The sequence below is a fragment of the Alkalimonas mucilaginosa genome (assembly GCF_036327005.1).
Lineage (GTDB): Bacteria > Pseudomonadota > Gammaproteobacteria > Enterobacterales > Alteromonadaceae > Alkalimonas > Alkalimonas mucilaginosa.
Genome location: NZ_JAUGZK010000009.1, coordinates 96,846 through 119,780, shown reverse-complemented (window position 1 = coordinate 119,780; position 22,935 = coordinate 96,846). Strand labels below are relative to the sequence as shown.

The following is a 22,935-nucleotide window of genomic DNA, read 5'->3' as shown; positions in this document are numbered from 1 at the left end:
CACAGACTCCTTGGGTGTAAAACGTACTTAGAGGATATCGCCCGCAGCTTCATCCAGCAGACGGCGACTAATGATCAGTCGCATAATCTCATTGGTGCCTTCCAAAATCTGATGCACCCGGACATCACGGAAGTGCCGCTCCAGCGGGTACTCCTTGATGTAACCATAACCGCCGTGCAACTGCAGGGCCTGATCGCAGACCTGGAAGCCAACATCGGTGGCGAAGCGCTTGGCCATAGCGCAATAAGCCGTAGCCTCGCTATCGCCCTGATCCAGTTTAAAGGCAGCCATCCTCACCAGTTGCCTTGCAGCCACCAGCTCGGTGGCCATATCAGCCAGCTTGAATTGCAGCGCCTGAAATGCCGCCAGCGGCTTACCAAACTGCTGACGCTCCAGCATGTAATTACGCGCTGTATTCAAGGCTTGCTGAGCGGTACCAATGGAGCAGGTGGCAATATTAATGCGGCCACCATCCAGCCCTTTCATTGCAAACGAAAAACCCTGGCCTTCTTCACCCAGCAGATAATGCGCTGGAATACGCACATCTTCAAAGGTAATCAAACGGGTTGGCTGAGCGTTCCAGCCCAACTTCTCTTCGGCTTTGCCGTAAATCACGCCCTTGGCATCGGCCGGTACAATAAAGGCAGAAATGCCTTTAGGCCCCGCTTCACCGGTACGCGCCATCACCACCAGCACTTCCGTGCTGCCAGCGCCAGAGATAAACATTTTCGAGCCGTTTAACACATACTCAGCACCGTCTTTTTTCGCCGTGGTGCGAAGCGCTGCCGCATCCGAGCCTGAGCCTGGCTCGGTCAGACAGTAAGATGCCAGCTTCTGGCCGGTGACCAGATGCTCAACCCACTCGGCCTTGGCATCGGCGCTGCCCCAACTGGCAACCATCCAAGTCGCCATATTATGAATGGTCAGCATGGCCGTGGTAGCGGTACAGCCCATCGACAGCTGCTCGAAAATAATGGACGAGTCCAGCCGCGACAGCCCCATGCCACCCTCATCTTCCGGGGTATAGAGCGAGCAAAAACCCAGCTCACCGGCTTTTTGGATCACATCTTTTGGAAAATGATGATCACGGTCCCACTGGGCCGCGTTCGGTGCCAACTCTTGCTCGGCAAACTGCTTAGCCACATCAACAAAAGCTTGTTGGTCTTCGGTTAAATTAAAATTCATCTACTTGGACCTCACAGGTGCATCTGGTTTAACGTAAATTAATCGACATATTCGGGCCTGAGACCTGAATATCGTCATCAAACCAGCGCGCGGTAATGGTTTTGGTCTCGGTATAGAAACGCACAGCTTGCTTACCGTAGGCATGCTGATCGCCGTAGAACGAACCTTTCCAGCCGGTGAATGAGAAAAATGGCAGTGGCACCGGAATTGGAATATTGATCCCCACCTGACCGACTTCAACCTGATGCTGGTACTTACGCGCAGCAGCTCCGCTGGCAGTAAAGATGGAGGTGCCATTGCCATACGGGCTGTCGTTCACCACTTTTAGCGCTTCATCCAGGGAGTCGACGCTCATAGTAGTGAGCACCGGGCCAAAGATTTCCTGCTTGTAGATTTCCATCTCGGTAGTGACATTGCTAAACACGGTCGGGCCAACCCAGTTGCCATCAGGAAAGCCTTCAACGCTGCAATCAGAGCCATCCAGCAAGCAAGTAGCGCCTTCTTTTTTGCCTTGTTCAATCAGCGACAAAATACGGGCTTTGGCTTGCGGGCTGATTTGCGGGCCATAGGCCGCATTCGGATCGGTGTAAACACCTGGCCGTACTTTGCCAATGGCAGCGGCCACTTCCGGGATCCAGTCCTGAGCTGCGCCAACAAAGACGGCAACCGAAATCGCCATGCAGCGCTGGCCGGCAGCACCCACAGACGCACCCACCAGGGCATTGATCACCTGTTGCTTGTTGGCATCTGGCATAATGACCATATGGTTTTTGGCACCAGCAAAGGCCTGCACCCGCTTCAGGTTGTCGGTACCGGTTTTGTAGATGTACTGGCCGACATTAACCGAACCCACAAAGGAAATGGCTTTGATATCCGGATGATGCAAGATGGTGTCGACTTGCTCTTTGGCACCATGCACCACCTGCAGTACCCCTTTCGGTGCACCGGCTTCGGCGAAAAGCTCAGCAATACGATTCACGGTCATCGGATCCTGCTCCGATGGCTTCAGTACAAAGGTATTGCCGCAGGCAATGGCCATCGGGAACATCCACAGTGGGATCATCGCAGGGAAGTTAAAGGGCGTAATACCAGCACAGACACCCAGCGGCTGAATGTAGCTGTAGGTATCGATGCTGCGCGCTACGTTTTCTACCGTTTCGCCCATCATCAGCGATGGGATATTGGCGGCCTGCTCCACCACCTCGATACCACGCCAGACATCGCCTTTAGCATCTTCGATGGTTTTACCCAGTTCCTGACAAATGATCTCAGCAATTTCCGTCTGGTGCTCTTTTAACAGGTTGCCAAAACGCATCATTAAGCGCGCCCGCTCGGATACCGGCACTTCTTTCCAGCTTTTAAAAGCTTCTTTGGCCGACTCAATCGCCCGGCTCATTTCATCTGCAGTAGCACAAGGTGCCTGCGCAATAACTTCCTGCGTCGCCGGGTTGGTCACCGGGATCCATTGCTCGGTTGTCGAGTCAATAAAGGCGCCGTCAATAAATAGTTGGACTTGCTTGGTCATACAATGCTTCTCCCACGAGTTCGAACATCAGCCAGCCAGGCTTATTATTGGTATGCTTGCCCAACTGACTGCTCATTTAAATCAGATGATCCGTTACACCAGCTCTACAGCCAGTGCCACCGCTTCACCACCGCCGATGCACAACGAAGTGACACCGGTTTTCAGATTGCGTTTACGCAGCGCGTGGATCAGAGTCACCAGCAAACGTGCGCCAGAAGCGCCGATGGGGTGGCCCAGTGCACAGGCACCGCCGTTGACATTGACTTTGGCATGATCCAAACCAAGCTCCTGAATCGCGAGCATGGTGACCATGGCAAAGGCTTCATTAATTTCCCACAAATCGACTTGTTCTTTATCCCAGCCGGCTTTGGCCAGTACTTTTTGCATGGCGCCAACCGGTGCTACGGTGAACAGTGCCGGCTCCATCGAATGGGTCGCATGCGCCACCACCTTGGCCAGTGGCGTCAGCCCTTTGGCTTTGGCATCGGATGCGCGCATCAGCACCAGGGCAGCAGCACCATCAGAAATGGAGCTGGAGTTGGCCGCTGTAATGGTGCCGTCTTTGGCAAAAGCAGGCCGCAGACCTGGAATTTTGTCGATTTTGGCGTTGCCCGGCTGCTCGTCGATGGCAAAGGTGACTTCCCCTTTGCGGGTGCTGTAACTGACAGCGGCGATTTCATCGGCAAAAGCACCGCTTTCAATGGCATTTTGCGCCCGGGTCAAGGAGTCGACAGCAAACTTGTCCATGGCTTCGCGGCCAATGCCATACTCGTTGGCAGTGTCCTGAGCAAAACAGCCCATGGCTTTGCCATCGTAAGCATTTTCCAGACCGTCCAGCATCATATGATCTTTGATCTCACCATGGCCCATGCGAAAACCAGCGCGGGCTTTGGCCAGCAGATAAGGGGCATTGGACATCGACTCCATGCCACCAGCAACCACCACATCGGCCGAGCCGGCTTTGAGCAGGTCATGCGCCAACATCACAGTTTTTAAACCCGAGCCACATACTTTGTTCAGGGTGGTCGCACCCGCTGACAACGGCAAGCCGGCTTTTAAGCTGGCCTGACGGGCCGGTGCCTGGCCAAGACCGGCCGGCAACACATTGCCCATAATAACTTCGCTGACAGCATCACCGCCAATACCGGCTTCGGCCATCGCCGCTTTGATCGCAACGGCGCCCAGGTCAGTGGCGCTGACACTCGACAAACCGCCCATAAAACCACCCATCGCAGTGCGCTTGGCTGCGACAATCACAATTGCATCCTGTTCGGCCATCAGATTCTCTCCGTCATTGCTTCGTCAATTAAAAAGTCTGCGCCAGAGACTACACCATATTGACGTTTACGCCAACGTCAACCTTATACCACTATGGTGCAGTTTTGTCGTTTTTGTTCAGCAAAATGCAGTGGTCAGCGCTCTGTGTTTGGCATCTTTGCTTTACAGCGGTTTGGAAAACACCAGCTCAGACCAGTGCACGACACCGGCCCCAGCTTTACCTTTACGTAAACTTCACTTATAGTTGTCGGCAGATTTCAGGAAGACCACCATGACGCAAAAAACCGAAACAACTTACTCAATCAGTGAGTTAGCCAAAGAGTTTGATATCACCACCCGTAGTATCCGCTTTTATGAGGATCAAGGTCTGCTGACGCCGATGCGCAATGGCCAGACCCGGATCTACAGCAAACGGGATCGGGTGCGCCTGAAACTGATCCTGCGCGGAAAACGGCTGGGCTTTAGCCTGGCGGAAACCGGCAAACTGTTCGAGCTGTACGATGCCGATAAAAGCAGCGTCACCCAGCTCAATACCATGCTGGCCTTGATCGAGCAAAAGAAAGCCGAACTGCACCAGCAAATGGACGACATTAAAGTGGTGCTGATGGAGCTGGTTACGGTAGAAAAACGCTGCCGCGAAACCCTTAGTCAGGCCAAACACAGCGGCAGCAAAACTGCCCCTGAAACCCTTGAATCAGCAACCTTTGAATCAACAGTGGAACAGCACCATGATCACGACTTATAAAACTCTGAATTTTGACCTTGGCGAAACCGTCGACATGATCCGTGAGCAGGTCAATGCCTTTGCCCGCGAAGAAATTGCCCCACGTGCCGAGCAAATTGATCACGACAATGCGTTCCCGAACGAGTTATGGCGCAAGTTTGGTGATCTGGGCCTGCTCGGCATTACCGTTGATGAACAGTACGGCGGCTCTGGCCTTGGCTACCTGGAGCATGTGGTGGCGATGGAAGAGATCAGCCGGGCTTCTGCCTCGGTGGCCTTGTCTTACGGCGCCCACTCCAACCTGTGCGTGAACCAGATCTTCCGCAACGGCAATGAAGCACAAAAGCAAAAGTACCTACCCAAGCTGTGCAGCGGTGAGCACATTGGCGCTTTGGCAATGAGCGAGCCCAATGCCGGATCCGATGTGGTTAGCATGAAACTGCGCGCCGACAAGCAAGGCGATCGTTACATCTTAAACGGCAACAAGATGTGGATCACCAATGGCCCGGATGCGCATACCTACGTGATTTACGCCAAAACCGATATCAATGCCGGCTCCAAAGGCATCACTGCCTTTATTGTTGAGCGTGGCTTTAAAGGCTTTAGCCAAGCGCAGAAACTGGACAAGCTGGGCATGCGCGGCTCCAACACCTGTGAGCTGGTGTTTGAAGACTGCGAAGTGCCGGCAGAAAACGTGCTGGGTGAAGTCGGCCGTGGTGTGCAGGTGCTGATGAGCGGCCTGGATTACGAGCGCGTGGTGCTCTCTGCCGGCCCACTTGGCATTATGACCGCTTGCATGGACGTGGTGGTGCCTTACATCCACGATCGCAAACAGTTTGGTCAGTCCATTGGTGAGTTCCAGCTGGTGCAGGGCAAAGTGGCCGATATGTACACCCGGATGAATGCCGCCCGCTCTTACGTTTATACCGTAGCCAAAGCCTGTGATCGCGGTGAAACCACCCGTAAAGATGCTGCGGCGGTGATCCTGTACGCTGCCGAGCTGGCCACCCAGATGGCACTGGATGCCATTCAGCTACTGGGCGGCAATGGCTACATCAACGAATACCCGACCGGACGTTTGCTGCGTGATGCCAAACTCTATGAAATTGGCGCCGGAACTTCGGAGATACGCCGCATGCTGATTGGCCGTGAGCTTTTCACCGAGTCGAATTAACGAGTTTTCATCCAGAAACGGGCTTCGGCCCTTTTCTGGATCTACCCAGCGGGCAGTTTCCAGCAACAGGTGACAGCAGTGACAAAAATTCTGAGTAAAGTTAATCCGCGCAGCGAAGAGTTCGTGCGCAACCAGGCTGCGATGCAGCAGTTGGTCGAGGATGTGAACAGCAAGGTGCAGCAAATCAAGCTGGGCGGCGGTGAAGCCCTGATCGCCCGTCATACCGCGCGTGGCAAGCTGTTTGTCCGCGATAGGATCCAAAAGTTGCTGGATCCGGGCTCGCCCTTTCTGGAAGTCGGCCAGTTCGCTGGCTGGGACTGTTACGAAGACTACGTGCCCTGTGCCGGTGTGGTTGCCGGTATTGGCCGGGTTAGTGGCGTCGAGTGCATGGTGGTCGCCAACGATGCTACCGTCAAAGGCGGTACCTACTACCCGCTGACGGTGAAAAAGCACCTGCGGGCACAGGAAATCGCTGAGCGCTGCAACCTGCCCTGCATCTACCTGGTGGATTCAGGCGGTGCCAACCTGCCCCGTCAGGACGAAGTTTTCCCGGACAAACTGCATTTTGGCCGTATTTTCTTCAATCAGGCGCGGATGTCGGCCAAAGGCATTCCGCAAATTGCCGTGGTGATGGGGCTCTGTACTGCCGGCGGCGCTTATGTGCCGGCCATGGCCGATGAGAGCATTATCGTCAAAGAACAAGGCACCATCTTTTTGGCCGGCCCGCCGCTGGTCAAAGCCGCTACCGGCGAGGAAGTCAGCGCCGAGGAGCTGGGCGGAGCCGATGTGCACTGCAAAATCTCCGGTGTGGCCGATCACTATGCGGTCAATGATGAGCATGCATTGCAACTGGCCCGTAATGCGGTCTCGCGCTTAAACCGCAGCAAGCCACAGCAGCTGGATGTGCGCGAGCCGGAAGAGCCGCTCTATGATGCCAAAGAAATTTACGGCATTGTCGGCACCGATCTGAAAAAGCCGTTTGATGTGAAAGAAGTCATTGCCCGCCTGGTTGACGGCTCGGATTTCGATGAGTTTAAACAGTATTACGGCAGTACCCTGGTCTGTGGTTTTGCGCGCATCTTCGGCTACCCGGTGGGCATTGTCGCCAATAACGGGATCTTATTCTCTGAATCGGCACAAAAAGGCGCGCACTTTATCGAGCTGTGCGGCCAGCGCAAAATTCCACTGCTGTTTTTGCAGAACATCACCGGCTTTATGGTCGGCAAAAAATACGAAGCTGAAGGCATTGCTAAGCACGGTGCCAAAATGGTCACGGCAGTATCCTGCGTCGAAGTGCCTAAATTCACCGTGCTGATTGGCGGCAGCTATGGCGCCGGCAATTACGGCATGTGTGGCCGGGCCTATGATCCCACCATGATGTGGATGTGGCCCAATGCCCGTATTTCGGTGATGGGCGGCGAGCAGGCCGCCGGCGTGATGGCGCAGGTCACCAAAGATGGCCTGGCCCGTAAAGGCGAAACCTTATCGGCTGAGGCTGAGCAAGCACTGAAAAAGCCCATCGTCGCACAGTACGAACAGCAAGGTCACCCCTACTACGCCAGCGCCCGTTTATGGGATGACGGCGTAATCGATCCGGCCCAAACCCGGATGACGGTTGGCCTGGCCCTGGCTGCTGCCTTAAACGCCCCTATTGCCGACACCCGCTTTGGCGTGTTCCGGATGTAATGCTGGAGATTACCTGTAATGGCTGAATCCTACCTGGAGCTGTCTGTATCCCCTCATGGCGTCGCCAGTCTGACGCTGAACCGCCCCGAGGTGCACAACGCCTTTGACGATGTGATGATTGAGCAAATCATCGACGCCTTGCAGCAACTGGCAGACAACCCTGCTGTGCGGCTGCTGCTGCTAAAAGCCAATGGCAAAAACTTTTCTGCCGGTGCCGATTTGAACTGGATGCGATCAATGGCCGCCAAAGATTACCAGCAAAATCTGGACGATGCCGGCCGGCTGGCCGAGTTGATGCGTAGCCTGGATCGCTTTCCAAAACCAACCATCGCCCTGGTGCAGGGTGCGGCTTTTGGCGGTGCTCTGGGGCTGGTGGCTTGCTGTGATATCGCCCTGGCCGAGCCCAAAGCCAGCTTTTGCCTAAGCGAAGTGAAAATTGGCCTGATCCCGGCCGTAATCAGCCCTTATGTGATGCGGGCCATTGGCGAGCGGGCCAGCCGGCGTTATTTTTTAACCGCCGAGCGCTTCTTTGCCGAGGAAGCCCTGCGACTGGGGCTGGTGCATCAGCTGGTCCCTGAAGGCGGTTTAGCCGAAGTGGCCGAAAAACTCTGCCAGCAGCTGCTGCAAAACAGCCCGGCCGCCGTCACTGCGGCCAAGCAGCTGATTGCCGATGTCGACCAGCAGCCCATCAATGCCGCCCTGATTGCACACACCAGCGAAGCCATCGCCCGTATCCGGGTGTCGGCCGAAGGTCAGGAAGGTCTGACTGCATTTCTTACCAAGCGCAGCCCCGCCTGGCTGCCCAAGGATTAACCATGTTTCGTAAAATCCTAATTGCCAATCGCGGCGAAATCGCCTGCCGTATTATCGAAACCGCGCACAAGCTGGGGATCCGCTGTGTGGCGGTTTACTCGGAAGCCGATGCCAATGCCCGCCATGTCAACATGGCAGACGAAGCCTTCTTACTGGGGCCGGCACCGAGCAAAGACTCTTACTTAAAAGCCGATAAAATTCTGCAAATCGCCAAAGCGGCAGGTGCCGAAGCCATCCACCCGGGTTATGGCTTTTTATCGGAAAATGCTGATTTTGCCAAAGCCTGTGACGCTGCTGGTGTGGTCTTTATCGGCCCGCCGGTCGGTGCCATTGAAGCCATGGGCTCAAAAAGTGCCGCCAAAGACATTATGGCCAAAGCCGGTGTGCCGCTGGTGCCCGGCTATCATGGCGATGAGCAGGCACCGGATTTCCTGGCCAAAGAAGCGGAAAAAATTGGCTACCCTTTGCTGCTCAAAGCGGCCTATGGCGGCGGTGGTAAAGGCATGCGGGTGGTGTGGCAGCAAAGTGAGTTTGCCGATGCGCTGGCCGGCGCCAAACGCGAAGCCATGGCAGGTTTTGGCAACGACAAAATGCTGATGGAGCGCTACCTGACCAAGCCGCGCCATGTTGAGATCCAGGTGTTTGCCGACAACCATGGCCATGCCGTTTATCTGGCCGAGCGCGATTGCTCGATCCAGCGCCGTCATCAAAAAGTGATTGAAGAAGCCCCTGCGCCTGGCTTTACTGAAGCCCAGCGTCAATCAATGGGGGAAGCCGCGGTTAAAGCCGCCCAGGCCATTGATTACCGCGGTGCCGGTACCGTTGAGTTTTTGTTCGACGAAGACGGCTCTTTCTATTTTATGGAAATGAATACCCGTTTGCAGGTCGAGCACCCAGTTACCGAGATGATCACCGGCCAGGATCTGGTGAAATGGCAGTTGCTGGTTGCCAGCGGCCAGCCATTGCCGTTGGCGCAGCACGAAGTCAGCCTGCATGGCCATGCCATTGAGGTTCGGGTCTATGCTGAAGATCCAGACAACGATTTCCTGCCGGCTACCGGCAAACTGACCTATCTGCGCCAACCAGAAGCCAGCCGTTATGTGCGTGTTGACAGCGGCGTGGTCGAGAACGATGAAATCAGCCCCTACTACGATCCGATGATCGCCAAGCTGATTGTCTGGGATGAAGATCGTGACCGGGCCATCAGCCGAATGTTGCGGGCGCTGGATGATTACCGCATCGCCGGGGTCACCACCAACCTGAGCTTCCTGACCAGTCTGGTTGAGCATCCGGCTTTTGTCGCGGCCGAGCTCGACACCAACTTTATTGAACACCATCAGGAATCGCTGTTCGCACCAGCCACTAAAGAAAACAACCAAGCGCTGGTGCTGGCAGCTTTGTACATTCTGGAAACGCAAAAGCAACCGCAAAGCTGCAGCGATGCTTTCAGCCCCTGGCAGTTTAGCCATGGCTGGCGTTTGAATGAACAGCCGATGCAACTGCTGAATCTACAGCATCAGGAGCACAGCCATCAATTGCAGCTGCAGCAATTGCAGGATGCGGTGCTGGTGCAGTTGGATGGCCAGCAACTGCGCTGTCAGGCCCGTTTGCAGGGCGATGAGCTGATAGCCACCTTAGGTGAGCACAAAACCCGGGTGCGGATCAGTCAGTATCAGGACACTATCAGTGTCTTTATCCGCCACCATCGCTACGATTTCAGTTATCAGACCGAGCTGCTGACCGAAACCGAGCTGAGCGACGACAGCGGCAGCCTGACAGCGCCGATGAACGGCACCATCGTTGCGGTACTGGTCGAAGCCGGTCAACAGGTCAAAGCCGGTCAAACCCTGGTAGTGATGGAAGCGATGAAAATGGAGTACAGCATCAAAGCCCCCGCCGATGCCACCGTCAAAGCCGTGTTCTATCAGGCTGGTGAATTGGTGCAGGATGGTGCGGAGCTGGTCGAACTGGAGACGGAGGACGCCTGATGCTGCCAACCAAAGTTCGCCTGGTCGAAGTCGGCCCCCGTGACGGCCTGCAAAATGAAGTCGCGGTGTCACTTGCGGCTAAAATCCAGCTGGTCAATCAGCTGAGCGCTACCGGGCTCGATACCATCGAAACCGGGGCTTTTGTTTCCCCCAAGTGGGTGCCGCAAATGGCCGACTCGGCCGAGGTTTTTGCTGGCATCGAGCGCAAGGCCGGTATTTGCTACGCCGCCCTGACGCCCAACCTAAAAGGCTACCAGGCCGCCAAAGCTGCCGGAGCCGATGAAGTGGCCATTTTTGGCGCTGCCTCAGAAGCCTTCAGCCAGAAAAACATCAACTGCAGCATCGACGAAAGCCTGGAGCGCTTTGCGCCGGTGCTGGCTGCCGCCAAAGCCGATGGTATCCGGGTGCGTGGTTATGTCTCCTGCGTGGTGGGCTGTCCCTATCAGGGCGATGTGGCCCCGGCCGAAGTGGCGCGGGTGGCCAAAGCCTTGCTTGATATGGGCTGCTATGAGATTTCACTCGGCGATACCATAGGGGTTGGCACGCCCAAAACCGTTGCTGCGATGCTGGATGCCGTGCTGGCTGTGGTGCCATTAGAGCAGGTGGCGGTGCATTTTCATGATACCTACGGCCAGGCGTTAACCAATATTTACACCGCGCTGCTGCGCGGCGTTGCTGTGATTGACAGTGCGGTCGCAGGCCTGGGTGGCTGCCCTTATGCCGCCGGGGCGTCAGGCAATGTTGCCAGCGAAGATGTGGTTTATTTGCTAAATGGCCTTGGCATTGAGCACGGCGTGGATTTAAATGCATTGGCACAAGCTGGCTGGGACATATGCGCCGAGCTCGGCAAGCCGGTTAGTTCTAAAGTAGGATTGGCATTGCAGGCCAAGTGCCTTAAAAATTAAGCGGAGTTCAGGCTCTTCGGAGTACGCAGGGGTTGCGTATCTTTTGGTGTGACACGTCGTGAACCCTTCCCTGGGGACTCTTGTCAGGCATCCTTGCCTGACAGGCTCACACCAAAAGACACATCCACCCCTGCTCGTTATGAGCAGCGGACATCAGATGTTCGAAGCAATGAGGATTACAGATGGCAGGGTTTAATAAAGTCGTAGAGAGTTACGAAGCAGCGATGGCCGGGCTGGAAGACGGCATGACAGTAATAGCCGGCGGTTTTGGCCTGTGCGGTATTCCGGAAGGCTTGATTGCCCAAATCAAAAAGATGGGTACCCGGGAGCTGACGGTGGTTTCCAACAACTGCGGGGTCGATGGCTTTGGCTTGGGCATTTTGCTGGAAGATAGGCAAATCAAAAAAATGGTCGCTTCTTATGTCGGTGAAAACGCTCTGTTTGAAAAGCAGCTGTTAAACGGTGAGCTGGAAGTTGAACTGACGCCTCAGGGCACGCTTGCTGAAAAAATGCGGGCAGGCGGTGCCGGTATTCCGGCCTTTTTCACCGCCACCGGCTACGGTACTCCGGTTGCTGAAGGCAAAGAGACCCGCGAAATTGATGGCCGTCATTATGTGCTGGAGCCTGCCATTACCGGTGATTTTGCTATAGTGCGAGCCTGGAAAGCCGACCGTTACGGCAACCTGGTGTTCCGCCATACTGCAATGAACTTCAACCCAATGGCGGCCACCGCCGGCAAGATCACCGTGGCCGAAGTGGAAGAGATTGTCGAGCCGGGCGAGCTGGAACCCAGCCAGATTCACACCCCGGGTATTTATGTGCAGCGCGTGATCAAAGGCAACTTTGAAAAGCGCATTGAACGCCGCATGGTTCGTCAAGGTTAAGGAGGCAGCAATGGCTTTATCACGTGAACAAGTCGCTATGCGAGTGGCGCAGGAACTGCAAGATGGCTTCTACGTAAACCTTGGTATTGGTATCCCTACCCTGGTCGCCAACTACGTGCCAGCAGGCATTGAGGTAATGCTGCAATCGGAAAACGGCCTGCTGGGCATGGGCCCCTACCCAACCGAAGCAGAAATCGATGCCGATATGATCAATGCCGGCAAAGAAACCGTGACCGCAGCAACCGGTGCCGCTATTTTCAGCTCTGCTGAGAGCTTTGCCATGATCCGCGGCGGCCATGTCGATTTAACGGTACTGGGCGCGTTTGAAGTCGACCAACACGGCAACATCGCCAGCTGGATGATCCCAGGCAAGCTGGTCAAAGGCATGGGCGGCGCTATGGATTTGGTAGCCGGCGCGCAGAACATCATTGTCACCATGACGCACGCCGACAAGCACGGCAACAGCAAGCTGTTACCGGACTGCACCCTACCCCTGACCGGCGTGGGCTGTGTGAAGAAAATCGTCACCGATCTGGCGGTGCTGGAAGTACGGGATGGCGCTTTCCATCTGCTGGAGCGGGCGCCTGGTATCTCAGTTGAAGAGATTCAGCAAAAAACCGGTGGTAAGCTGGTGGTATCTGGCGATATCCCGGAAATGCAGTTTTAATCGCACAGGGCGCCGACATGGCGCCTTTTTTATTGCAGCGACCACTCATCATTCATCACGTAACATCCAACATCGACACTCTCCACAGATAAAAGTGCTGATTTATTGACCACAAAAAATCATCTGATACAATTAATGCATATCAACTGATAAAGACCACAGCATGCAAACCGTACGAGACTATAACCCACGCCCCTATTACGCCAAACCAGATATCTGGCAGCAAATCGGCATTGCTGAGCGTGGTCCTAAGCTGTATCAGGCACTGCACCAAGGCTTTAACTACCAGGTGTTTGATAAACTGGCAGCACTGTCCACCCTGGATAAAAAGCAACTGGCAGCGGTTTGTCAGTTGGCCCCTGCTACCCTGGCCCGGCGCGCGAGAAGCGGCCGCTTTACTCAGGATGAAAGCGACCGGCTGTATCGCTTTGCCACCGTCTTTGCGGCTGCCAGCAGCTTGTTTGATGGCGATAGTGCTGCCATTAAAGGCTGGCTGACACAGCCCGTGTATGGCCTTGGCGATCAGGCTCCGATTGAGATGCTGGCCACCTCGGCAGAAAGCCAGGCGGTGCTGGATCTGATTGGTCGTTTAGAGCATGGCGTCTTCAGCTGATGCTGCTGTACCGACTGGTGCATCAAAAGTGGGCTGCTCAGGCATTTGATGGCGAAGGTGCCAGGCTCTATGGCGGGCGTTGGAACAGCAAAGGCAACACCTGTATCTACACTGCAGGTTCGGAAGCTCTGGCTATTTTAGAAGTGCTGGTACATTTGAACAACCGAGTAGCACTAAAGCAGTTTCGCTTATTTCAGTTGAGTCTGCCGGACGATGCCTTGCTTAGCCTGAGCTCGCAGCACCTCCCCGCCAACTGGCAGATGCAACCGGCCAGCGCTGAGACCGCCAACATTGGTGACAGCTGGCTGCAAGAACAAGCCAGCCTGGCCCTGGTGGTACCCAGTGTGCTGGCGCCGCGCGAGCACAACATTCTGCTCAACCCAGCCCACCCCGACTACCCAGCCTGCCTCGAGAATCGGATGGAACTGGATTTTATGCCGGATCCACGATTAAGCCGCTGAGCAACTACTTCTGCAACCGGGCCAGCAGGCTGGACGTATCCCAGCGGTTACCCCCCATGCGCTGGACTTCGCTGTAGAACTGATCGACCAGAGCAGTCAGTGGCAGATGGCTGCCATTTTTGCGGGCCTCGTTAAGGGCGATGCTGAGATCTTTACGCATCCAATCAACCGCAAAGCCAAAATCGTATTCGCCTTTGAGCATGGTTTGATACCGGTTTTGCATTTGCCAGGACTGGGCAGCGCCCTGTGAAATCACCTCCACCACAGCGGCAGCATCCAAACCGGCGTTTTGGGCAAAATGCAGCCCTTCCGCCAGGCCTTGAACTACACCAGCGATGCAAATTTGATTGACCATTTTCGCCAATTGACCAGCACCAGCCGGTCCCAGCAGCTTGCAGCAGCGAGCATAGGCTTGCATCACCGGCTCGGCTTTGGCATAGGCCTCGCTGTCGCCGCCGACCATAATGGTCAGCACCCCGTTTTCAGCCCCGGCCTGGCCGCCGGATACCGGTGCATCCAAAAAGCCAATGCCTTGCTCAGCACAAGCTGCCGCCAGCTCACGGGCCAGCTCAGCTGAAGCGGTGGTGTGATCGATCAGCACCGAACCAGGCTGCATGCTAGCCAGCACCCCATGTTCGCCATAGACCACAGAGCGCACATCGTCGTCATTACCCACACACAGGAACACCAGCTCGGCACCCAGTGCCGCTTCTGCCGGAGTACTGCCATGTAAGCCACCATACTGCTGCGTCCACTGTCCTGCTTTTGAACTGGTGCGGTTATACACCCTGGTCTCATGACCGTTCTTTTGTAAAAAACCGGCCATTGGGAACCCCATCACACCCAAACCAATAAAGGCGACTTTTTTGCTGTTTGCGGAATTTGTCATACCAGTGTCTTACTTCTGTCGTAAACTATGTAGTGGCGCTAAGCGTACAAAGATGGCCGCAAAAAAGCAAAAACCTTTTGGGGAAGAACGGATGAACAACCTGCATCACTTTACCGTGAAAGACGCACAGGGCAAGCCTGTCGACTTATCACAGTACAAAGGCAAAACCGTATTGGTGATCAATACCGCCAGCCAGTGTGGCTTTACACCTCAGTACCAGGAGCTGGAAAGCCTGTATCAAACCTATAAAGATCGCGACTTCGTCATTCTGGCCTTTCCCTGCAATCAGTTTGGTGGTCAGGAGCCCGGCTCGGATCAGGAGATCCAGCAGTTTTGCCAGCTTAATTATGGCGTCAGTTTTCCGGTCATGGCAAAAGTACAGGTGAATGGTCCTGAAGCCGAACCCTTGTTTGAGTTCCTGAAAAACCAGGCCCGAGGCTTGCTAAAAACCCGTGCCATCAAATGGAACTTCACCAAATTCTTAGTCAATACCAAAGGCGAGGTTGTTAAGCGCTATGCCCCACGCACCAAGCCACTGGCACTCAAACAGAGTATCGACGAATTACTTCAGCAATAAAGTATGCGTTGATCAATCGCAACAAAACTTGCACTGTTTTTGCTACACTCTGTACAAACTGAAAAAGGACATCCGATGAAAGTTACTGTATACAGTGCAAAAAAATACGATCAACAAGCCTTTAGCCGCTGGGCTGATGCTGCTCTGGATTTTCATTATTTGGAGCTAAAGTTAAACCCGGATACGGTGGCATTGGCCGCAGGCAGCAGCGCCATATGCGCTTTTGTAAACGATGATTTATCAGCACCTGTGCTGCAAGCCTTGCATGATGAAGGCATACGGATGATTGCCTTGCGCTGTGCTGGGTTTAACAATGTCGATTTGGACGCAGCCAAACAGCTCGGTATTCAGGTGGCCCGGGTACCCGCCTACTCGCCAGAAGCCGTCGCTGAACATACCGTTGGTATGATGCTGACACTCAACCGTAAACTGCACAAAGCCTACAACCGGGTACGGGACGATAACTTTTCGCTTGATGGTTTGCTCGGCTTTAATATGCACGGCAAAACCGTTGGCCTGATAGGTACCGGCCGTATTGGCAAAGCGACGGCAAAAATCTTGCTGGGCTTTGGCTGCAACCTGCTGTGCCACGATCTGTACGAAGATGCCGAACTAAAACAGCTGGGTGCACGCTATGTGCCCCAGCCTGAATTGTACCGTGCAGCCGATATCATCAGTTTGCACTGCCCACTAACCCCGGAAAGCCGTTATCTGATTAATCAGGATAGCCTGGAACTCATGAAGCAGAATGTTATGCTGATCAATACCAGCCGTGGCGGCTTGATTGACACCAAAGCAGTGATTCAGGCACTAAAAAGCCGAAAAATTGGTTATCTGGGGCTGGATGTGTACGAGCAGGAAGCCGATTTATTCTTTGAAAACTTATCAGAAATGGTGATCGACGACGATGTTTTTAAGCGCTTGCTCACCTTCCCCAACGTGTTGATCACTGGCCATCAGGCCTTTTTTACCGAAGAGGCCATGCAGCAAATCAGCCAGATCACCAGTGACAATCTGATGGCTTTTGCCAAAGGCAAAGCCAGTGGCAATGAGCTCTGTTGAGCTGGTAGCTAAAAAGCGAGCCATTTGGCTCGCTTTTTAATGATCAGAAAAACTCATCCAGATACGAATCGTCGTAATCATCCTGCTCTGGTGGATTGCCATCGTAAATTTCGTACAACCGATTTTGCAAATAAGCTTCGCGGATAAAAGCGTAGGGATCAAAAGAGTCTTCCAGCAAGTGCTCCATCGACATCGCTTTTTCACGCTGTGTAAGGCCTGTCAGAACATAACGGGTAATGGTAAGCGGCGTATTGAAAAGACCTAGTGGTGAATAAAAAGCATCGACCAAATCACCACCGGTGTCACGCACCGTAGAAGGGCCGCGTGCCGGCACCATCAGAAAAGAACCTTCACCCACGCCCCAAACCGCCAGCGTTTGACCAAAGTCTTCACGTCTTTCCTGCAAGCCTATTTTGGTAGCAACATCAAAAAGCCCAAAGACCCCGATGGTACTATTGACTAAAAAGCGTCCCGCAGTGATTGCCATACTGGATGGCTTGCCTTGCAAGGTAGCATTAACGAAGCTATCAGGCTCACGTAAGTTGGTAAGAAAATTATCCACCCCCCGCCTGGCAGGTGTTGGTACTACCTTCATGTAACCAACTGTCGCTGGCCGCACTATACCCGGATCCAGCACCTCGTAATTCAACTCCCACATGGCGCGGTTAAAGCCCTCTAACGAGTCACGCGGGTCCCGTTCAACGGGCGGCTCCTGGGGGGCACTGGCACAGGCCATCAGACCCAAAGTCACACAACACAAAGTTGCCAGTTTCATAAAGTACTTTGTTCTCAAGATCTGTCCTCTTTTCTTCACCTGGCTACACAACTAATCAGCCTGTAGCCGTAACGATACCTGCACTTTACCATCATTGAATAACTGTGGTGCTGAAACCACCTCAAAACTACCTTGTCGATCATCGACGGTACCACTAGGAGAGAAACGAGCCACGACTTCCACATCATCAATACTGGCCAAAGTCCAGCCTGGCTGCATTGCCATCTCTTCAGTTAACATTAATTGCAGTTCTCCAGCAGGTACCGGAATACGTTGTGCGGCTACGGGCAAGGCCGGGCCATCGGGCTGACGGACAAATACAAAGACACTGGCATCTGGATACTGTTGTCGTAACGTCTGATCTACATCCAGCGTTAAGAGCACCACACGCTCTTGCCGGGCACTAACTTCATGTCCTAACTCCTGCAATTTTTCCAGCACCACCGCATAGCGCGGATCGCTAGTTGGCAAGCGGTCAAGTAAGATGGTCCAGGCTGCGGCAGCCTCTGTCATATCGCCTTTTTCATAAGCGACATAAGCCAGTAAGGACAAAGCGTCCAGATTATCCGGCTCAGCCGTTAAGGCCCGCGCTAAAGCACGACCTGCTTTAGCCAGCTTATCATCGCCCCCAACCACTAACAGAGCCTGGCTGTAGCTGATCAAAAGCGCTGGCCGGTTGGGAGTCATCTGCAGGGCTTTTTCAAAAGCATCAATGGCATCCAGCATAAAACCTTGCGACAACCAGATACGCCCCAACAAGAACCAGGCTGCCGCATCATCGCCATCCCGTGCCAGCTTGGTACGAAGAGCCAAACCAAAGCGGGCCAGTTCTTGCTCGCTCAGGGGTTCGCCACGCTCCAACAAAGCACGCTCACCGTATTCAGGTAACTTTTGCTGAGCCAGTTGCCAATCGGCAAGCTCACGGTAATGACCGTTCCAACTGTAAATACCAGCAACCATCAAGACCAGAGCAGCACTTAAACCACCGTACCAACGCCAACTGCTGTGAGAGGCTTTCAGTTCCATTGCTCTGGCTTCTTGCTCCAGAAATTGCTGCTTCAACTCATTGGCTGCACTGTCAAAGTCTTGCTCTGCCAGCTCGCCGGCATCGCGCGCTGAAGCCAACAAATCCATCCGTTCAGCAAACAATTGCGCCGGAGTTTGCTGCTCACCAGCCCTGACAGTACGAGGCCAGGCAAGAAATACAATACTAAGGGCCAGCATCAGCACTGCCCCCACTACTAACTGCCAGATCATTATTTTTTACTCCGGTAAGCGTCGATAATGGCATCCAGTTCCCGCTCCAGCGCCGGATTGGATACCTCAGGAGTTTGTACGATTTGTCGGCGGCGCAGCATGTACCACAGCATCAGGGCCAACAGCAACACAGGTAACACCCACAGCAGGATCGTCAGCGGATTTAGTGGTGGGCTGTAATGCACAAAGTTACCGTAGCGGTCGACCATAAACTCAATGACCTCTTGCTTTGTGTGCCCTTGCTGCACCAGCTCGTAAGTTTTAGTGCGCATATCAATCGATACCACGGCATTGGAATCCGCAATATTCTGATTCTGACACTGTGGACAGCGAAGTTGTTGCACCAGCTCCTGATAGAGTTGCCGCTTAGCGTCATCTTCAAATGGCAGAATTTCCTGACCAGCCCAAAGTGGCAGACTGCAAAACAGCATCAAAAGTATGACTAAGCGGCTCATGGTTGAGCTCCCAACTGAACCAGACTTGTCTGCTGTAATTGCTCAAGCGCAGGCTCAAATTTTTGCCGCCATACCCGTGGATTGATATCACCAACATGGTGCATACGAATTTTACCCGTTGCATCCACCAGGAACGTTTCAGGTGAACCCGACACCCCTAGATCCAATGATAAACGACGGTTTTCGTCCAGGATATTGAACTGATAGGGATTGCCAAAGTAAGCCAGCTCACGCTGCACATCCCGCTGCAATTGCCCCAGGCTGAAGTGATCGCCAAAGGCTGGATCGACGGGTAAAGGATAATACAAGCCAACGACCTTGATGCCTTGCTCTTTCAGTTCAGTCATAAAACCTAACTGAGCTTTACAAGTCGGGCACCAGACGCCCCAAACACTCAGTAAAAAAGGTTCGCCGGTGAGCAACTCGCGATTCCAACGCTGTTCGGGTTGCATTAAATCCGGCAAGTCAAACTCGGGCAAAGGCCGGTTTAGTAAAACTGAGTCTCTGGTCCAGGGATCGGAAAACAAACCGGTGAATAAAAACACCGAGACCCCCAGAAAAATTGCCAGTGGCGCAAAGAACAACCATTTACGCATGGGCCAGCTCCTTGTGCTTATCTGACAGCTCACCGGCCTGAGGCACAGTGTCCCGGCGCAATACTTTACGGCGATAGCGCACATCCAGCAAAGACCAGGTTGCCCCTATGGCCATCAGCAAGCCACCCAACCAGATCCAACGGACAAAGGGTTTGACCTGCACTTTAAACGACCAGGCATCTCCCGGTAGAGCTTCGCCTAAGGAGACATAAAGATCCCGGCTTAAACGGGCATGGATCGCGGCTTCGGTCATCACCGTGCGCTGAATGGTGTAAAAACGCTTTTCAGCATGCAGGTTGGTGATAAAACGACCATCCCGTTCCACTTTAAGATCAGCCGCTTCACCACCATAGTTAGGTCCATCCAGCTTGTACAGATCGAGCAAGGTGAATTCATAGCCAGATAAAGTGACGGTATCGCCTACCTGCATCCGTACATCTCGCTCGACACTGTAGGTGGTGGTCATGGCAATACCAATCACCAACACCGCAAAACCAATGTGTGCTGTAGTCATGCCATAATGGCTGGCACTAAGCTTACGAATACCAGCCAACCCCTGCCCAAACTGACGAATTCGCTGCCCAACCTCGCCCAAAGCCGACATACCAACCCAGGCCCCGAGCAACAAGCCAAGCAAAGCAACATTGGCTTGTACCGATTGCGTCGCTGCCATCAGACCAACCGCGACCATCAATGCAGCTACGGCAACCATTGCCAGAGGTGGTATTAGTGGCTGCCACTTTTGCTGTTTCCAACGTACCCAGGGGCCAAGCCCAAGCAGCAAGCTAAATGGGATGGTCAGATAAAAGAACATCGCATCAAAGAAAGGTTCCCCAATGGAAATGGATCCAAGGCCCAGCTCCTGATGGAACAATGGCAGCAGAGTGCCCAAAAACACCACCAAGGTGGCAGTTAGCATAAAGACATTGTTGCCCCACAGCATGACTTCACGGGAAAACAGTTGATACCGTGCCTGGCTGCGAACTGAGCGCATCCGCAGCGCATAAAGCAGCAAAGAGCCACCGATGACAATCAGCAAAAACACCAACAGGAACATACCACGACTTGGATCGGTAGCAAAAGAATGCACCGATACCAGCACACCGGAACGAACTAAAAAAGCACCCAGTAAACTAAGTGAAAAAGTAGCCAGTGCCAGCAGCACGGTCCAGGATTTAAAGGTTCCCCGCTTTTCTGTCACTGCCAGCGTATGAATAAGGGCTGTGCCAACCAACCAGGGCATAAAGGAGGCATTCTCTACCGGGTCCCAGAACCACCAACCGCCCCACCCCAGCTCTTTGTAAGCCCACCAACTGCCAAGCATGATACCGAGCGTGAGAAACATCCAGGCTGCTAACGTCCATGGCCGAGCCCAACGCGCCCAGGTGCTATCAAATTTGCCGCCAAGCAAGGCAGCAATGGCAAAGGCAAAAGATACTGCAAAACCAACATAACCCATATACAGCAAAGGCGGATGAATGATCATGCCAAAATCCTGCAGCAGCGGGTTCAGATCATTGCCCTCCACCGGGAAGTACGGCAGGCTACGTTCAAAAGCATTGGACATAAAGAGTGAGAAGGCAATAAAACCAACGCCAATCCAGCCCATAATGCCTAAAATCCGCCCTTGCATTAAAAGCGGCAGTTGCTTTGAAAACAAGGCAACCGCGGCGGTCCATAATGTTAGGATCCATACCCAAAGCAACATGGAGCCTTCATGAGAGCCCCAGGTTGCAGTAAGCTTGTAATACCAAGGCAATACCGAGCTTGAATTGGAGGCAACATTGATCACCGTAAAATCATCGGTGTAAAAAGCATAGCTCAGCGCTACAAAAGCCAGGCCAGCAAACAAAGCGGCTGCCAGGGCTAAGGGCTTACCAAGCATCAACGCTCGTTCATTACCGGTGTAACTGCCACACAGCGGCACCACCCCCAGTAACAAAGACAAAGCAAAAGAGAAAGTCAGTGCCAGTTGGCCAAGTTCAGGGATCATCAGTAACCCCCTGCTGACTCAGTCGCAGTTTGCTGCGATGGCGGCACGTGCTTGATACCTTTTAAGGCTTTGGCCACTTCGGGCGGCATATATTCTTCATCGTGCTTGGCCAGTACTTCCGACGCACGAATCAAGCGCTCTTCAACCAGATGGCCTTGTGCTACGATGCCTTGCCCTTCACGAAACAAGTCCGGCAAAATGCCGTTGTATTCTACCGTCACGGTTGGGCCGGTATCGACCAGATCAAAGCGCACCAGCAAGGAATCCGGATCACGAACCACCGAGCCTTCAACCACCACGCCACCAATACGCAAGCGCTGGCCTATTTCTGGCCGAATTTTATCTGCACCTATCCCCTCGACCAACTGGGTGGGGGTATAGAATAAATTGATGTTTTGCTGCAGCGCGTACAACATAGCACCTATGGAGCCGGCTACCAAAGCTAACATTGCTACGATGGACCACAACCGTTTCTGTCGTCGTGCATTCATGGATGTTCAGTCTCCTGATACTGCTTAATGCGTTGTGCCCGCGCCAACTTCTGGCGAAAGCTCTGATGAAAGGCCTTCATTTCCCAGAAACAGTAACCGACCAGGCCAATCAATAAACCATAGGTCAAACCATATGCTAACCAAATGAAAAAGCCGTAGCCCCCCATGGCCAGAAAATCACTGAAACTATCAAACTGCATTAGTGTCCTCCCAGTGTGGACCGAACCCAGGGGCGATGCTGCTCATGTTCTAAAATAGCAGTGCGCAAACGCAGGCAAACTAAAGCCAGCATCAGCAGGTAGAAACCCAGCAAGCTAATCAACAAGGGCCACAGCATGCTTGGATGCACTGACGGACTATCAAACTTAGTGATGCTCGCTCCCTGATGCAGGGTATTCCACCACTCTACCGAAAAATGAATAATCGGTACATTCACAATGCCAATCAGCGCTAGCAAAGACGCGACCTTGCCGCCAGTCTGACGATCAGAAAAAGCGCCATAGAGAGCGATCACACCAAGGTAGAGAAACAACAAAATTAATTGTGAAGTTAAGCGCGCATCCCACTCCCACCAGGTACCCCACATCGGTTTACCCCAGGCCATGCCAGTAAGTAAAGAGATTGCGGTAAAGACGGCACCAATAGGAGCAATGGCCAACACAGACCACTGCGCCACTTTGACCTGCCAAACCAATGCAATAAAAGCGGCAATCGCCATCATGGTATAGGTGCTCATAGACAGCAAAGCAGCGGGAACATGGATGTAAATAATACGAACTGTATCAAACTGCTGGTAATCCGGTGGAGCAAACACTAGCCCCCATATATTCCCAAACAACAAGATAGAAACGGCCGACAGCATCAGCCAGGGGAACAAACGCCCACAAAAATGGTAGAGGGTTTCAGGTTTAGCAAGTGGGTGCAACCATTTAAACAT

The 22,935-nt window shown here is 53.6% G+C and carries 23 protein-coding genes and 1 pseudogene; 12 read left to right on the top strand and 12 right to left on the bottom strand.

Going from position 1 to position 22,935, the window contains the following annotated elements:
* Positions 1–27: 27 nt before the first annotated feature.
* From QWF21_RS12790 to QWF21_RS12780, 3 genes are all read right to left on the bottom strand, one after another.
* Entirely contained in the window at positions 28–1,185 is a 1,158-nt protein-coding gene (locus QWF21_RS12790; protein ID WP_330088438.1) for an acyl-CoA dehydrogenase family protein, read from the bottom strand.
* 28 nt (positions 1,186–1,213) lie between these two features.
* Entirely contained in the window at positions 1,214–2,710 is a 1,497-nt protein-coding gene (locus QWF21_RS12785) for a CoA-acylating methylmalonate-semialdehyde dehydrogenase (RefSeq protein ID WP_330088437.1), read from the bottom strand.
* Positions 2,711–2,803: 93 nt separating this feature from the next.
* Entirely contained in the window at positions 2,804–3,988 is a 1,185-nt protein-coding gene (locus tag QWF21_RS12780; RefSeq protein ID WP_330088436.1) for a thiolase family protein, read from the bottom strand.
* Between the two features lie 271 nt (positions 3,989–4,259).
* Here QWF21_RS12780 and QWF21_RS12775 point away from each other — a divergent pair.
* From QWF21_RS12775 to QWF21_RS12730, 10 genes and pseudogenes are all read left to right on the top strand, one after another.
* Positions 4,260–4,640 (top strand): annotated as a pseudogene (locus tag QWF21_RS12775) (MerR family transcriptional regulator); the annotation flags it as partial.
* Between the two features lie 76 nt (positions 4,641–4,716).
* Positions 4,717–5,886 (top strand): isovaleryl-CoA dehydrogenase, encoded by a 1,170-nt coding sequence (locus QWF21_RS12770; protein ID WP_330088435.1) that lies wholly within the window; start codon positions 4,717–4,719, stop codon positions 5,884–5,886.
* A gap of 78 nt (positions 5,887–5,964) precedes the next feature.
* Positions 5,965–7,572, top strand: coding sequence for a carboxyl transferase domain-containing protein (locus QWF21_RS12765; protein ID WP_330088434.1), 1,608 nt, complete (start codon positions 5,965–5,967; stop codon positions 7,570–7,572).
* Between the two features lie 18 nt (positions 7,573–7,590).
* On the top strand, positions 7,591–8,385 hold the full coding sequence (locus QWF21_RS12760; RefSeq protein ID WP_330088433.1) for an enoyl-CoA hydratase/isomerase family protein: 795 nt from the start codon (positions 7,591–7,593) through the stop codon (positions 8,383–8,385).
* Between the two features lie 2 nt (positions 8,386–8,387).
* Positions 8,388–10,373: an acetyl/propionyl/methylcrotonyl-CoA carboxylase subunit alpha gene (locus tag QWF21_RS12755; RefSeq protein ID WP_330088432.1), complete on the top strand. Its 1,986-nt coding sequence runs from the start codon at positions 8,388–8,390 to the stop codon at positions 10,371–10,373.
* Positions 10,373–11,278, top strand: coding sequence for a hydroxymethylglutaryl-CoA lyase (locus QWF21_RS12750; protein ID WP_407935291.1), 906 nt, complete (start codon positions 10,373–10,375; stop codon positions 11,276–11,278). The genes QWF21_RS12755 and QWF21_RS12750 overlap by 1 nt, the downstream gene beginning before the upstream one ends.
* Positions 11,279–11,460: 182 nt before the next feature.
* On the top strand, positions 11,461–12,162 hold the full coding sequence (locus tag QWF21_RS12745; protein WP_091342097.1) for a CoA transferase subunit A: 702 nt from the start codon (positions 11,461–11,463) through the stop codon (positions 12,160–12,162).
* 10 nt (positions 12,163–12,172) lie between these two features.
* On the top strand, positions 12,173–12,829 hold the full coding sequence (locus QWF21_RS12740; RefSeq protein WP_330088431.1) for a CoA transferase subunit B: 657 nt from the start codon (positions 12,173–12,175) through the stop codon (positions 12,827–12,829).
* A gap of 163 nt (positions 12,830–12,992) precedes the next feature.
* The gene (parS, locus tag QWF21_RS12735) at positions 12,993–13,442 is read left to right on the top strand and encodes a type II RES/Xre toxin-antitoxin system antitoxin (RefSeq protein WP_330088430.1); all 450 of its coding nucleotides are present in this window, start codon (positions 12,993–12,995) and stop codon (positions 13,440–13,442) included.
* Positions 13,439–13,903: an RES family NAD+ phosphorylase gene (locus tag QWF21_RS12730; RefSeq protein WP_330088449.1), complete on the top strand. Its 465-nt coding sequence runs from the start codon at positions 13,439–13,441 to the stop codon at positions 13,901–13,903. The genes parS and QWF21_RS12730 overlap by 4 nt, the downstream gene beginning before the upstream one ends.
* A 4-nt stretch (positions 13,904–13,907) precedes the next feature.
* Here QWF21_RS12730 and QWF21_RS12725 read toward each other — a convergent pair whose 3' ends face one another.
* On the bottom strand, positions 13,908–14,792 hold the full coding sequence (locus QWF21_RS12725) for an NAD(P)-dependent oxidoreductase (RefSeq protein ID WP_330088429.1): 885 nt from the start codon (positions 14,790–14,792) through the stop codon (positions 13,908–13,910).
* Between the two features lie 91 nt (positions 14,793–14,883).
* Between QWF21_RS12725 and QWF21_RS12720 the strand changes: the two genes are divergently transcribed.
* Together QWF21_RS12720 and QWF21_RS12715 are read left to right on the top strand one after the other, a co-directional pair.
* The gene (locus QWF21_RS12720) at positions 14,884–15,369 is read left to right on the top strand and encodes a glutathione peroxidase (protein ID WP_330088448.1); all 486 of its coding nucleotides are present in this window, start codon (positions 14,884–14,886) and stop codon (positions 15,367–15,369) included.
* Positions 15,370–15,444: 75 nt separating this feature from the next.
* Entirely contained in the window at positions 15,445–16,431 is a 987-nt protein-coding gene (locus QWF21_RS12715; RefSeq protein WP_330088428.1) for a 2-hydroxyacid dehydrogenase, read from the top strand.
* Positions 16,432–16,474: 43 nt separating this feature from the next.
* Here the strand turns inward: QWF21_RS12715 and QWF21_RS12710 are convergent, their stop codons facing one another.
* From QWF21_RS12710 to QWF21_RS12675, 8 genes are read right to left on the bottom strand one after another with little or no spacing between them, the layout of a single operon-like run.
* Complete coding sequence (locus tag QWF21_RS12710; RefSeq protein WP_330088427.1) at positions 16,475–17,224, bottom strand: MlaA family lipoprotein; 750 nt, start codon at positions 17,222–17,224, stop codon at positions 16,475–16,477.
* A 33-nt stretch (positions 17,225–17,257) separates the two neighbouring features.
* Positions 17,258–18,463 (bottom strand): c-type cytochrome biogenesis protein CcmI, encoded by a 1,206-nt coding sequence (gene ccmI, locus QWF21_RS12705; RefSeq protein ID WP_330088426.1) that lies wholly within the window; start codon positions 18,461–18,463, stop codon positions 17,258–17,260.
* A complete protein-coding gene (locus tag QWF21_RS12700; protein WP_330088425.1) occupies positions 18,463–18,918 on the bottom strand; it encodes a cytochrome c-type biogenesis protein in 456 nt (151 codons plus the stop codon). The genes ccmI and QWF21_RS12700 overlap by 1 nt, the downstream gene beginning before the upstream one ends.
* Positions 18,915–19,514, bottom strand: coding sequence for a redoxin family protein (locus tag QWF21_RS12695; RefSeq protein WP_330088424.1), 600 nt, complete (start codon positions 19,512–19,514; stop codon positions 18,915–18,917). Before QWF21_RS12695 ends, QWF21_RS12700 begins: the two co-directional genes overlap by 4 nt.
* Positions 19,507–21,507 carry a heme lyase CcmF/NrfE family subunit gene (locus QWF21_RS12690; RefSeq protein ID WP_330088423.1) on the bottom strand — a complete coding sequence of 667 codons (2,001 nt, stop codon included), beginning with the start codon at positions 21,505–21,507 and terminating at the stop codon, positions 19,507–19,509. Before QWF21_RS12690 ends, QWF21_RS12695 begins: the two co-directional genes overlap by 8 nt.
* Positions 21,507–21,998, bottom strand: coding sequence for a cytochrome c maturation protein CcmE (gene ccmE, locus QWF21_RS12685; RefSeq protein ID WP_330088422.1), 492 nt, complete (start codon positions 21,996–21,998; stop codon positions 21,507–21,509). The genes QWF21_RS12690 and ccmE overlap by 1 nt, the downstream gene beginning before the upstream one ends.
* On the bottom strand, positions 21,995–22,198 hold the full coding sequence (gene ccmD, locus QWF21_RS12680) for a heme exporter protein CcmD (protein WP_330088421.1): 204 nt from the start codon (positions 22,196–22,198) through the stop codon (positions 21,995–21,997). The genes ccmE and ccmD overlap by 4 nt, the downstream gene beginning before the upstream one ends.
* Positions 22,198–22,935 carry a heme ABC transporter permease gene (locus QWF21_RS12675; protein WP_330088420.1) on the bottom strand — a complete coding sequence of 246 codons (738 nt, stop codon included), beginning with the start codon at positions 22,933–22,935 and terminating at the stop codon, positions 22,198–22,200. The genes ccmD and QWF21_RS12675 overlap by 1 nt, the downstream gene beginning before the upstream one ends.